The following is a 12,597-nucleotide window of genomic DNA, read 5'->3' on the forward strand; positions in this document are numbered from 1 at the left end:
TGCAATAATGTTAAAATCCACAATCGAAATTGAACAAGCTGCTAATGTTTTTAAACTATTAGGCGATAAAACGCGATTAACCATTGTCGGAATTTTAAAACAACGTGAATGTTGTGTTTGTGAATTTCTTGAAATCTTTAATACGAGCCAGCCATCCATCAGCCAACACCTTCGTAAATTAAAAGATGCAGGACTCCTTAAAGAAGAACGAAGAGGTCAATGGGTTTATTATTCTTTGAATCACCAAAGTGAGTTTTATGACCTTATAGATGAAATTTTAAAGCATGTGCCTAGTCAAGCTGAGAAAATCAAACAAATTGAAAAAAGCAATCCTGCGCTTAGCTGTGGTTGTTAAGTAATTGAATCATCAAGGGGATCAGAACAGAATGAAAAAAAAGTTAATCAGCGAATTTTTAGGAACCTATTTTTTGGTTTTTGCTGGAACGGGCGCCGTTGTAATCGATGACATTACCAAGAGTTTAACCCATGTAGGTGTAGCCCTTACATTCGGACTTGTCGTAATGGCATTAATTTTTGCGTTTGGTCACCTGTCAGGGGCACACTTTAATCCAGCGGTTACGATTGGATTTTTAATTCATGGGGATATAAATAAAAGGGAAGCAATTAATTATATTATCGTTCAAATCATTGCAGGGATTGCTGCGAGCGCTACGCTGTTAGGTTTATTTGGTAATGTCGCATCACTCGGCACCACTTTACCAAGGGGTTCATGGGGACAGTCATTTATATTGGAATTTATCCTTACATTTTTCTTGATGATGGTTATTTTCGGTTCTGCCGTTCACGGGAAAGCGGTCAAATCATTCGCTGGGATTGCTATTGGCGCAACAGTCGGGTTAGAAGCCATGTTTGCGGGTCCGATTTGCGGTGCATCTATGAACCCTGCAAGATCGATTGGTCCTGCAATTGTATCAGGGGCAACTCAACATTTATGGGTATATATTGTCGCAACGATTTTAGGAGCAAGTATCGCGGCATTCATTTATAAACAACTACACGAACAATAAAGGAGAATCCATCATGAATAAAAAAACAATCTATTTTCTTTGTACAGGCAACTCATGCAGAAGCCAAATGGCAGAAGGATGGGCAAAAAAGCATTTAGGTGATGAATGGGATATAAGAAGTGCTGGTCTAGAAGCACACGGATTGAACCCAAATGCCGTAAAAGCAATGAAAGAAGCAGGAATTGATATTTCTAGTCAAACCTCTGATGTGATCGACCCTGAAATTCTAAACAATGCGGATTTAGTGGTTACATTATGTGGGCATGCAGCAGATCACTGTCCAGTATCCCCTCCTCATGTAAAAAGAGTTCACTGGGGATTTGATGACCCTGCAAAAGCAGAAGGTACCGAAGAAGAAAAATGGGCATTCTTCCAGCGTGTCCGTGATGAAATTGGAGATCGTATTAAACATTTCACTGAAACTGGAGAATAATATTCATCATCAGCAAGGAAATTTGTTAACAACAGGAGGAAATGAACATGAGAATCACCGACGAAGCTCGTGATAAATTTAAAAAAATGTTCGAAGAACAGAACGCCAATAACATTCGAATCTTTTTTGACGGCTTTGGCTGAGGACAGCCAAGGATTGGACTGGCTCTGGCTGAGCCAGAAGTAGACGATATTATCGTCACGATAAATGATATAAAGGTAGCAATCGAACCGATTATTGAACCAAACACGGAAGACCTTATTCTTGACCGTAGAGGAAATGGACAAGGTATCTCGATGATAGGCAATACAGGAAGATGCTGCTAGAAAAACCTTGATATTAGGTTGCTTTATAATGATTGTAAAAAGGGTCTAATTATCTGAGACCCTTTTTTATAGATACTAACTATTTAAGAACAACAGCTGTTAATATTTGCGTTTTGGGTTGTCGTGGAACAGCACTCGACCTCTTTTGTTTTAGGCTTCTCTGGGACACAACAAGAAGAAGCATTTTCACTGCTAGCAGCAACATCTGCTTTTGTATAGAAGAACTCCCACTCATTACCATCAGGGTCATGAATCCAGAATTTATCTTGGAGAGCGTAACAACATGTTGTGTTTATTTCGTCATATTGAGAGAGAATACCGTTCTCTTCAAGTCGATTCTTGTGTGCAATAACTTCGTCTGTACTTTCAACTTGAAAACCAAAATGTCCAACTTGATTTCCTTTTACTTCGTCTCGAAGATTAAGTGTAAAGTTTAATCCTGGTGTTTCAAGAAGGAACTTTGCATAATCAGGCTTTACTTTAACTGGTTCAGCTCCAAATAATTTGCTATAAAACTCAATGGATTTTTCTAGATTTGTTACGTTGAGACCAACATGAGCGTATTTCATTTCAGTTTCCCCCTAATATCAATTTATTTTGATTTATAAAACGCAAAATTTGATGAAATAGCTGGGACTACATGATAGTTCACCTCCTTTGAAATTATTTGTAATTTGCAAGTATTGGTTTTAATAAAATGAGCAAGAGTTTATTCCTGCTCATAATAATGGTTTGCAACAAACGGATGATTTTGACATTGCATCGTTTAAAAGTTTTACTGATTTAATAACCATATCTCGTTCAAACTCACTCATATTTGAAAACACTTCGTTAAGATATTGGTTCATTTCTGCATCGATTTTAGCAGCAACATACTTTCCTTGGGTAGTTAAGCTTAGTTGTGAAACCCGTCTATCTTCAGGAAGAGGAGATTTCAATACCAGTTCCATCTTTACTAATGTTTGTATTTGCCTACTAAAGGTGGTTATATCCATCCCAAGAGAATCAGCAACCTGTTGAATCGATGGTTTATTTTTACGAAGTAGTTCATATAGGATATGGCTTTGAACTAGAGATATTTCAGTTCCTCCAACTTGACAGCAATTTTTATTCAAAAGCCCGAATCGCCTTGTCATAACTTGAAATAATTCTCTAAGGTCTTCCATAATTTTCACCTCTGATTTATTTATATTATAATTATTTGCAATTTGCAACCTTTATTCTTTAAAAATGGAAAAGTTTTTATATAATGGTTATAAGGCGAATAAAACCAGGGGGTAAATATGAAAACAGAATTAAAAACAAGACTGGCTTCTGTTAACGACTTAGCATCAATTTTATACATCTATAACCAAGGGATTGAAGATAAGATTGCAACATTGGAAGAAGATAAAAAAGATATTGAATATATGAATGAATGGTTCAAGAATCATAATGACCGTTTCGCTGTAATTGTTGTTGAAAAAAATAATGAAATAATTGGATGGGCATCATTAAATCCCTATTCGAATCGATGTGCCTATGCAGGAGTAGCCGATTTATCGATATATATCAAACGGGAATATCGAGGAAAAGGGATTGGCTCGTTGTTACTCAAGAAAATTGAACAGACTGCAATAAAAAATAACTTTAATAAGATTGTTTTATTTACATTTCCTTTTAATCAACTTGGGCAAGGGCTATATAGGAAGAATGGGTTCAGAGAAGTTGGAGTATTTAAGAATCAGGGAAAATTAAATGGTCGCCTTGTAGATGTAATGATAATGGAAAAGGTTTTTGAAATGTCCTCAATATAATAAGTAATTTCTTAAAAACTGTTTGATTTAAAATAAGGATGTTGTTAATCTACCTTGAAAGTAGTTTAACCGACGATTTACACCTAAATATATGAATGAAATTAAATCAGCTATTACAGTAAATTAATAAACTAGTGATTGTTGAGCAGTCATCTTTTCGTATCCCTAACGAGATTGTGAAAAATTACACTTAAACTAACGGGTGCTAGAGTTAAACAAGGTGTTGCGGCGGCAGCATCTTTTTGCTTGTTCCACTAAAGGGGCAGGTAAATAATAAACCTTCCAATTAGAGCTCTATAGAAAGGATGCACAATTCACAAGCCGCTATTTGAAAGAATACTTGGGACCACTTCTTTCTGAAAAAACAGATAAGGATTTACTACAGACCGCAATTACATTTGTGCTAAAGCAAGGCAATGTGAAAGAAATAGCGGAGGCACATTATTGTCATCCCAATACCATCCGTTATCGCATGACGAAAATACGTCAATTAATAGAGCCTTTTGATAACGAGTTTGTTTTTTATGAAAATCTATCCGCTGCAGTAAAATTGTACTTACTACATAAAACAATCGAAGGAACTCTTTTGGAATGATTACAAAAATAAGCTTGAAATTTTAGAATCAATATCAAATTATTGTTTTTTCTCTTGTGGTATTCTTGGTTTTAGTCAAGGAGGAGAAGAGATGAAACAAAATATAGGTGATGGAATGCTGTTGGTTACAGCGATTATTTGGGGAAGCGGATTTGTTGTAACCGATATAGCATTGCAATATTTAACCCCATATCAGGTAATGGCAGGAAGGTTTATTTTAGCTACATTTTTACTTATAATTCTATTTGGATTCAAACTCAAAACACTCAACAAATCCCTTGTGTGGAAAGGTGCCATACTTGGCATGTTTTTATTTCTGGGCTTCGTTTTACAAACAGTCGGTTTGCAATATACGACACCTTCTAAGAATGCATTTTTAACTGCGGTCAATGTTGTGATTGTACCTATCATTGCTTACTTGCTGTATAAGCGACGAATTGATCGGTATGAAATAGTCGGCTCAGTCATTGCCATTGTAGGGATTGGCTTGTTATCCATTCAAAGTTCTATCACCGTAAATATAGGTGATGTATTATCGCTTGCGTGTGCAGTAGCTTTTGCTTTCGATATTTTTTATACAAATCGATTTGTGAAAAAAGAAGATCCTATATCACTGACCCTTGTACAATTCATAACGGCTTCTCTATTAAGTGTAGTTGCTGTCCTAATTAAAGGAGATATACCCACATCTTTGGAAAGTGAAGGAGTTTATTCGATTTTGTATTTAGCAGTCTTTTCAACGACGATTGCCTATCTTTTTCAAAATAAAGCACATCAATTAACCTCCGTTACAAAAGCAGCCATTATTTTATCAACAGAATCTTTTTTTGGGATGTTGTTTTCCGTTTTATTTTTACACGAAGTATTGGCCAGTCGTATGGTTATGGGAGCGGTATTAATTGTGATCGCAATCTTTATTGCTGAGCTGAAGCCATCTTTCAATAAAAAACAATCTCTAAAAAACGTCCATGAGAGCAATAAATTATATTAAGCGTCTCGTAAGTAACCCTTCATTTAATTCTTACCTGAGCACATTGTGAAACATTGTACTTAAACGAAAGGGTGCTGAGTTGAACAGTGGGATTGCTGCGGCGATTCCATTTTCTTATGTGCGCCCGGCATGGGCGATAACTTGGTGGTGAAAGTCCACTACAGGCTTGGCAGTAGGAACTGTTAGCCAATAGCAAGGGTGTCCACCGTGAGGTGGAATCTGAAGGAAGCTGGAGGCAAATTCTCGAACTGACGAACAGAAACTATATACAAGGCTGAATTGGGGAGGACGAATCTGCATAGCAAGATAAAGTCCAATACTGCCCGAACCCCATACAGTAAATATAGCAGTTACATGAGAAGAAGGTTATCGCTCTTACCCGGGGAGGTCTCACGAACGAGCGAACTCGCTCGGTTGAAAAAAGATTTATCGTGAGAAGTCAGCAGAGGTCATAGTAGTTTCCAGTGGAAATGAAGGACTGAACAATCTTAAATCTTGGAAAACAAGGAGGTGTAGGCACCCCGCCTAATCGCAGAAAACATCGCGGTATAGACCAAAAGATGGCTACCTATGAAGAAATAGGTTGGAAACCGAAGGTTACATAGGAGTGCGTAGGGATGCCAACATGGGTATGAAAGAACAAGATGGTATCAATTTAATCAATAAAGTTATCGCAAACGAGAATCTTTGGAACGCTTATGAAAAAGTGAAAAGTAACAAAGGAGCCCCCGGGGTTGATGGGATTACCGTATATCAATTGAAATCACATATGGAAAAATACTTACAACCTCTTAAACAGAAACTTATGGAGGGAACTTACCAGCCCCAACCTGTCAAAAGGGTTGCGATTCCAAAACCGGACGGTTCCAAAAGATATCTAGGAATACCATGTGTATTGGATAGAGTGGTACAACAAGCCATTCTCCAAGTAATTGAACCAATCATAGATCCATACTTCTCTGAGAATAGCTTTGGTTTTCGTAAAGGCAAGAATGCCCACCAGGCAATCAAACTTGCCGAACGGTATTATCAAGAAGGATACAGAGTAGTGGTGGACTGTGACTTGAAAAGTTATTTTGACACAATTCATCACCAAAGAGTTAGAGCTTATTTAGAGGAGTTCATTTCGGATAAAATTGTCCTTAAACTGATTTGGAAATTTCTTCGTTCAGGCATTCTTGACAAAGATATTTATATCGAAACCACAGAGGGAGCACCGCAAGGTGGTCCGTTATCCCCGATTCTAGCAAATGTCTATTTGAACAATCTGGATAGAGAACTAGAAAAGAGAGGGCACCGTTTTATTAGATATGCGGATGACTTCGTCATCTATGTCAAAAGTAAACGTGCAGGCGAAAGGGTAATGGACAGCGTTGCAAGCTACATCGAGAAAGACCTCGGACTAGTTATAAACCAAAAGAAAAGTACAGTGTGTGGTGCAACTTCGGCTACATTCCTTGGGTTCAATATACATAACCTCATGGGAAAGTCGGTTGCCGACCAAGTGAGTCGGCAAAACAACGATTTAAAAATAAACTAAGGAAAATAACCGGTCGAAAATGCCCGGGTGAGTTCAAAGAAATCGTAACGAAAATAAACCAATTAACCATAGGGTGGATTAACTACTACGGGATATCCCGAATGAAGAAATTCATTGTAAAAACTCAAAAATGGTTAAATCACCGACTCAGACAACTCATCTGGAAGAGATGGAAAAAGCTAAGGACAAAGTACAGGATGCTTCGTAAATATGGAATTAATCATGATGATGCCATGAAATTAGCAAACTCCCGTAAGGGATACTGGCGGATATCTAAAAGTGAGATTCTGCATCAAGCGATAACAAAAGAAAAACTCACAAAATGGGGATTAAAAGATATATCCCAACTTTATGAGTTACGATACTTAAAAGATTGAACCGCCGTATACGGAACCGTACGTACGGTGGTGTGAGAGGTCGGGGATTAAATTTCCCCTCCTACTCTATTGTACTACCATGAAAATAAACTTCTGTAATTCTGGAAAAAAGGCAATACTAAAGAAGACGCAGCTCATTCATTTTTAAAAAAGGGGAGAGCGCCTAATTCATTGATCCTTGGAATCGAGTTGAATAGATTAAGATGCTTCTGGTTCTTGTAAAGTAACTGTGTATCCTAAACTTTCAAGTCTTCGTAGTGAATGCCGAACAATGGATTGCTGTCTTTGTTTATCAAAGTAGTCTTCGCCTAAGTCTACATACATTTCTTTTCGTGTTAAGAGATAATAAGAGATACGTAACATGGCATGGGCGACCACTATTCCGGCTCGCTTTTTGCCTTTTCGTGATGCTGTTCGTCGATACAGTGCTCCGAGATAGTTCTTCGAACCTTTTACTGAATGAGCTGCTTCAGTTAATGCGGATCTCAAATACTTATTTCCTTTTTTGGTTTTAGCTGATTTCCTTTTCCCAGCACTTTCGTTCTGTCCAGGAACCAAACCTGCCCAGGAACACATATGTGCTGCACTTGGGAATTGTTTCTTAATATCAGTTCCGATTTCAGCTAAAATTTGCTCAGCCATCCTGGTGGCTATACAGGAATAGAATCTAATCGTTCCACATCTTCTTGGTTGGTACGTACTCTTTTCGCTACTTCTTGATCGAGCATCTCAATCTCTTCAGTCAAAAAGTCAATATGTCTTAAAATCGTTTTTAACATTAGACGTTGATGGGATTGAATATAACCTTTAAGTGCGAGTTCCAGTTCATCTTTCTTCTTTTTCATTGAGCGACGTGCAAAGTTTGCTAGTTTTTCAGGATCCTCTTCTCCTTTGGCAATAGCATCAAGCATATCTCGAGCGGAAACACCCAAAACGTCTGAAACAACTGAACCCAATTTAATGTTCGCTCCTTCTAATACCTTTTGGATTCGATTGATTTGTCTTGCACGTTCCTCAATGATGCTCCGACGATAACGAACGAGTTCACGTAGTTCCCGTTGATTACGATCTGGAATGTAACTAGCTTTTAAAAGTCTATGACGAAGAAGTTTGGCAATCCATTCTGCATCCTTAACATCTGTTTTACGTCCGGGGACTGCCTTCATATGTTGAGCATTCACCACTAAAAACTCAATATCCTCAGCTTCTAGTAAATTCACAATAGGTTTCCAATAAACACTCGTGCTCTCCATGGCAACATGGGTACAATTATGTAGTTTAATCCAGTCAACCAACTGTAGTAGAAATACAGTTTTAGTAGAAAACGTTTGAATCTCCTTTCCTTCAGGTGTCAAAATACAGGCAGTAATATTGTCCTTATGGACATCCATTCCGCATGCTCTTTCAATGACTACATCCATTGAAAACATCCTTTCTACGGCTCACAATAATATTGGAGGCTGGTGCATCAACCAGAATAGGATTAATCTACCATGTGTGCTTCCCGTAAGGGAGCGACAGTCAGTGGTGCACCGTGGTCGGTGGAGTCAGACTAAAGGATGGGCTCTAACGCACCATAGTACAGCGACCTTCCTCTCCCAGCCGTAGAATCAGTATTGACGGTTTAAAAACATTTTCATTCTCTGTGGTGAAGAGCTGGTTTTTAGCGATTCATGTATGGCTAAAGGGGCAGTTGAAGAGTGTTGTTTCACTTGTGTTCAACAATCGGGCCATATTGTTTAGAAATGTATTGGATATTATGAAAAAAAGAAGGGAAAAGGTGCTTGTCATGGCTCGGCACTTATTTGGGAATTTGGGTCAGAATTCGACTTTACTAAGGGATTTATCTTTTCGTGATTTAGCATCTTTTTCATTTTATTATTAACAAATTGAATAATTTTTCCTGAACACAAGGAGATGATAAGCGTTCCTAAACCAATTGGCCCGCCAAGGAAAAAACCTATTAAGGTGCCAATGAGTTCCTCAACAATTCGGGAAACATTTAAACTCCAATGAAAGCGATGCTGTAAAGCTAACATAAGCCCATCGACTGGAGATTTAGGAAATTTTGCTTCAATATAGATTCCGACGCCGACTCCAATTCCCAGCGTTCCAAGCAGAAAGAACAGCCACCGGATTTCCCAGGAAGATGCGATTTTCAGATGATCAAATAGGAGATACATCCAGATATCTAAAAAAATACTACGGATAGCAAGCATTGAACCATATTGGAACCTTTTCCTTTCGATAATTTTTGTGGCCAACACGATCAGTTTTTCTATAATTTAGATTATAATGGTAAGAAAATTAAATACACATACGATGATTCACAAGATAGTTATGGAGGGGATGGAATAAAAAATGCTACTTGTTCTAATTTAGAAAGTAAAAATAGTGAAAATGGAGTGGAGTATCATTTAAGTAAATGTTCCTCAGATGTCGGCAATCCCTTTATTTTGCGAGTTCCTGAGTAATTCAGCTAATAATAACACTTAATAAATATATTTTTTACGAATGTATACTGTACTTTAACAATGAATTGCCCATTTTTTTGCTTAACAAGCAGTTTATGAACCATTGTACTTATAGTAACGGGTGCGTTGATCCAAGATGGATTAACGCCTTTTTGTGTTGAAGTTACTAAGCTAAAGGGAGGTAATGTGGAATAAGAAAGTAGTCATTTTCTTACTAGGTAGTAGACGTATTAAGTGTTATAAGGAGTTTAATGATGGATGGATCTTAACAATGGGAAGAAAAGTAAATAAACCAAAGAGGAAAAAACTTTTGGAAGTCGATAATCAATAGACGATTGACCAACCTGTACAACAAAAAACTCCCTAAAACCCTAATTGTGGAAATAGGGGAACAAGATGTGCGGCTTAAGAAAATTAATGTATAACATACGGTTCAGTTCCTAAACCCACCATTAAATCGGTCAAATATGAAAAAGTTTAACATTTATTCTTTTTGCATTTTTTTTATCGGCAAAGATAGCGATAAAGGTACCAGACAAGATGGTCATCCATAAAAGGAGGTCCATTTCTTTCAACTCCCATCGTTAGTTTAAATCATAATATACGTACGCTAATGGTAAAGGATTCCAAAAATTTACTGCACAAATATACTACGCATTCAAATAACATCTAATAGCTACTTTGTGAAAGAATGTATTTAAAGTAACAGTTGAAAGAGTTGAAGATGGAATCACTACAGGCGGTCTTTTAAGAATTTACAACTATAAACCAAGTTTTCTTATATCTGCAGGAAGTTACAACTATTGCAAAAATACAAAAGTTTTGTTATACCAGTTATAGAATACAATAAACAGGTGATAAAAAATGAGTCAGGAAATATTTGGAGAATTCTTATTGTCTATAATTAAAATGTCGGGTGTACTCGGTGGTGATAAGTCTTTTGTTGAAGGCCTGACCCCAAAACAATTGCATCTTTTAATGGAAATAGGTTCCAATACGTACCGTCACGGAGATTTGGCTGGTATACTTGGTGTGGATCCTTCCACGTTGACAAGGACACTGGATCCACTCGTGAAATCCGGCCTGGTGGAAAGGCACCACAACCTGGACAATAGAAGGGAAGTACTTATCAAACTTACCGAAAAAGGCTTGGAAACAGTAGCGAATGCTCATGAGAAACATCATCAGTTGTTTGCGGACATTTTAAAACAAGTTCCAGAAAACAAGCGAAAGCAAGTAGATGAAAGTGTGTCTATTTTGTTGGAGATTATCAAGAAGACAAACGTTAAGCATTAAAATATAGAACGGCTGCCTGGATATTAAACTGAAGTTTAATTTTCAGGCAGCCGTTTTTATATAAATTATTTGTATAAATACAACAATTGAGTATTGACAAAGGATAAAAATGTTTTATATTTGTATATATACAATAATTGTAATTAAGCAATTAAATGAAGGATCTTGGTAATAAAATCAACAGCAATAAATTTGATCTAATCTGGCGATGTTTCTGGAAAATTTGAATCATATTGTCTTGCAAAGGCAGGTGTTTATATAGATCGGGTAGTTTTTCTTAGTGAAAAAATAAAAAAATAGTAACCAGAGGAGAATCAAAATGAAGTTATTATTACGTGTAGTTGTCTATGCAATGACATTCGTTATATTTTTTGGAGGAATTGGGGTGTATGGATATATTCGCACCAATAAGGCATATTGGAATCCTACTCGCCAAACACCAATCCCTGCTTTACAACGCGTGAGTGTGCCGGAATATAATCCCCAAAAACCAACAGTAGCTGTGATTTTATCCAATTCGACCACCGAAGTGTTTGATTTTATGGTTCCTTATGAAATGTTTGCGATGACTGAATCTTATAACGTGTATGCTGTTGCTCCGGACAAAAATATGAAAACACTCTCTGGGGGATTGGATCTGATTCCGCACTATTCTTTTGATGAACTGGATCGATTATTAGGAAAAAGTCCAGATCTTATTGTAATTCCCGCCATGCCTATGGCTGACGAAATAAAGTATAAACCTGTCCGGGAATGGATTCGAAAACATTCCGATACAGAATTGTTAAGCATTTGCGCTGGAGGGGTGAATCTGGCGGATACAGGTCTATTAAAAGGGAAAGAAGCAACAACTGACTGGAAAAGTTTTGATTATCAAGAAGTTAATAAATATCCTGATACAAAGTGGAGAAGAGATTTGCGTTATGTCATAGACGGGAACATTGTTTCTTCAGCAGCAATTACTTCCGGAATCGATGCCGTCCTCTATGTGATTTCAAAGCAATTAGGCGAACCGATGGCGGAAAAAATAGCCAAAAAAATCAATTACCCTTCTTATCATTTTGTGAAAAATCCAAAGGTGGATCCTTATTATATGGATGGAAGTGAATTGATTTATACGCTCAACACAGCATTCCAATGGCACAAAAAAACCGCAGGGGTATGGTTGTATAATGGGATGGATGAGGGGGCACTTACCACCATTTTTGATACGTATGCAAATTCTGGAACCACAAAAATCTACACCTTCTCAAATGCCAAGCAGCCTATCGTTACGAAGTATCACCTTAACCTAGTTAGCCGATATCACATGTTGAATGTGCCGAAGCTAGATCGAATGTTTGTTCCAGGGGAAGAAGTGAAGTCTTTAGCTGCAGAAGAAGTCAAGGATTGGAACGGTAACAAAGTGACACCAGAATTTATTCATAGCGGCTACTCAGGTAGATTTATGTTTGATGCTACACTCGAAGATTTAGCGAAGCAAGAGGACGTTCTAACTGCTAAATATGGTGCTAAGCGAATAGAATACCGTGATAAAAATCTAAAATTCCAAGGCAGTCCGTTTTCCTATGAATCTTTCGGGATACCAGTTTTAATCAGTTTAGCTGCAATACTTACGGCATACTTTATTGATAGACGTTTCATTCGAAAAGAGAAAAGTAGAAAGGGCGTCAATCATTAGCATTTTAATCAATTGAAATCACCACTTTTTATATATCTTATAGTGGGTACATTGGTTTTT

13 protein-coding genes and 1 pseudogene are annotated in these 12,597 nt (G+C 37.3%); 10 read left to right on the forward strand and 4 right to left on the reverse strand.

Going from position 1 to position 12,597, the window contains the following annotated elements; translation table 11 throughout:
- Window positions 1-7: 7 nt before the first annotated feature.
- The 3 genes from RCG21_RS17015 to arsC are packed head-to-tail and all read left to right on the forward strand — an operon-like array spanning window position 8 to window position 1,461.
- Window positions 8-355, forward strand: coding sequence for an ArsR/SmtB family transcription factor (locus RCG21_RS17015; protein WP_133340477.1), 348 nt, complete (start codon window positions 8-10; stop codon window positions 353-355).
- A 31-nt stretch (window positions 356-386) separates the two neighbouring features.
- Window positions 387-1,028: an MIP/aquaporin family protein gene (locus RCG21_RS17020; protein WP_133340479.1), complete on the forward strand. Its 642-nt coding sequence runs from the start codon at window positions 387-389 to the stop codon at window positions 1,026-1,028.
- Between the two features lie 13 nt (window positions 1,029-1,041).
- Window positions 1,042-1,461, forward strand: coding sequence for an arsenate reductase (thioredoxin) (gene arsC, locus RCG21_RS17025; RefSeq protein WP_308913436.1), 420 nt, complete (start codon window positions 1,042-1,044; stop codon window positions 1,459-1,461).
- A gap of 409 nt (window positions 1,462-1,870) precedes the next feature.
- Here arsC and RCG21_RS17030 read toward each other — a convergent pair whose 3' ends face one another.
- The gene (locus tag RCG21_RS17030) at window positions 1,871-2,356 is read right to left on the reverse strand and encodes an ArsI/CadI family heavy metal resistance metalloenzyme (RefSeq protein WP_308913437.1); all 486 of its coding nucleotides are present in this window, start codon (window positions 2,354-2,356) and stop codon (window positions 1,871-1,873) included.
- Between the two features lie 150 nt (window positions 2,357-2,506).
- On the reverse strand, window positions 2,507-2,953 hold the full coding sequence (locus tag RCG21_RS17035; RefSeq protein WP_133340485.1) for a MarR family winged helix-turn-helix transcriptional regulator: 447 nt from the start codon (window positions 2,951-2,953) through the stop codon (window positions 2,507-2,509).
- Window positions 2,954-3,070: 117 nt separating this feature from the next.
- Between RCG21_RS17035 and RCG21_RS17040 the strand changes: the two genes are divergently transcribed.
- From RCG21_RS17040 to RCG21_RS17060, 5 genes are all read left to right on the forward strand, one after another.
- Window positions 3,071-3,583, forward strand: coding sequence for an arsinothricin resistance N-acetyltransferase ArsN1 family A (locus RCG21_RS17040; protein WP_133340487.1), 513 nt, complete (start codon window positions 3,071-3,073; stop codon window positions 3,581-3,583).
- A 328-nt stretch (window positions 3,584-3,911) separates the two neighbouring features.
- Window positions 3,912-4,178 carry a PucR family transcriptional regulator gene (locus RCG21_RS17045; RefSeq protein ID WP_308913438.1) on the forward strand — a complete coding sequence of 89 codons (267 nt, stop codon included), beginning with the start codon at window positions 3,912-3,914 and terminating at the stop codon, window positions 4,176-4,178.
- 91 nt (window positions 4,179-4,269) lie between these two features.
- Window positions 4,270-5,169, forward strand: coding sequence for a DMT family transporter (locus tag RCG21_RS17050; RefSeq protein ID WP_308913439.1), 900 nt, complete (start codon window positions 4,270-4,272; stop codon window positions 5,167-5,169).
- 625 nt (window positions 5,170-5,794) lie between these two features.
- Window positions 5,795-6,709, forward strand: coding sequence for a group II intron reverse transcriptase/maturase (ltrA, locus tag RCG21_RS17055; protein ID WP_308913412.1), 915 nt, complete (start codon window positions 5,795-5,797; stop codon window positions 6,707-6,709).
- Window positions 6,710-6,714: 5 nt separating this feature from the next.
- Complete coding sequence (locus RCG21_RS17060) at window positions 6,715-7,086, forward strand: group II intron maturase-specific domain-containing protein (RefSeq protein WP_308914268.1); 372 nt, start codon at window positions 6,715-6,717, stop codon at window positions 7,084-7,086.
- A gap of 198 nt (window positions 7,087-7,284) precedes the next feature.
- Here RCG21_RS17060 and RCG21_RS17065 read toward each other — a convergent pair.
- Both RCG21_RS17065 and RCG21_RS17070 read right to left on the reverse strand, forming a co-directional pair.
- Window positions 7,285-8,507: pseudogene (locus RCG21_RS17065) on the reverse strand (IS110 family RNA-guided transposase).
- 366 nt (window positions 8,508-8,873) lie between these two features.
- A complete protein-coding gene (locus RCG21_RS17070) occupies window positions 8,874-9,353 on the reverse strand; it encodes a YczE/YyaS/YitT family protein (protein ID WP_133340537.1) in 480 nt (159 codons plus the stop codon).
- 1,101 nt (window positions 9,354-10,454) lie between these two features.
- Between RCG21_RS17070 and RCG21_RS17075 the strand changes: the two genes are divergently transcribed.
- Together RCG21_RS17075 and RCG21_RS17080 are read left to right on the forward strand one after the other, a co-directional pair.
- Window positions 10,455-10,856, forward strand: a complete 402-nt coding sequence (locus RCG21_RS17075; protein WP_308913440.1) for a MarR family winged helix-turn-helix transcriptional regulator — start codon at window positions 10,455-10,457, stop codon at window positions 10,854-10,856.
- Between the two features lie 319 nt (window positions 10,857-11,175).
- On the forward strand, window positions 11,176-12,537 hold the full coding sequence (locus RCG21_RS17080) for a DJ-1/PfpI family protein (protein ID WP_308913441.1): 1,362 nt from the start codon (window positions 11,176-11,178) through the stop codon (window positions 12,535-12,537).
- Window positions 12,538-12,597: the final 60 nt, after the last annotated feature.

This window comes from Bacillus salipaludis, from assembly GCF_030938565.1.
GTDB lineage: Bacteria > Bacillota > Bacilli > Bacillales > Cytobacillaceae > Neobacillus > Neobacillus salipaludis_A.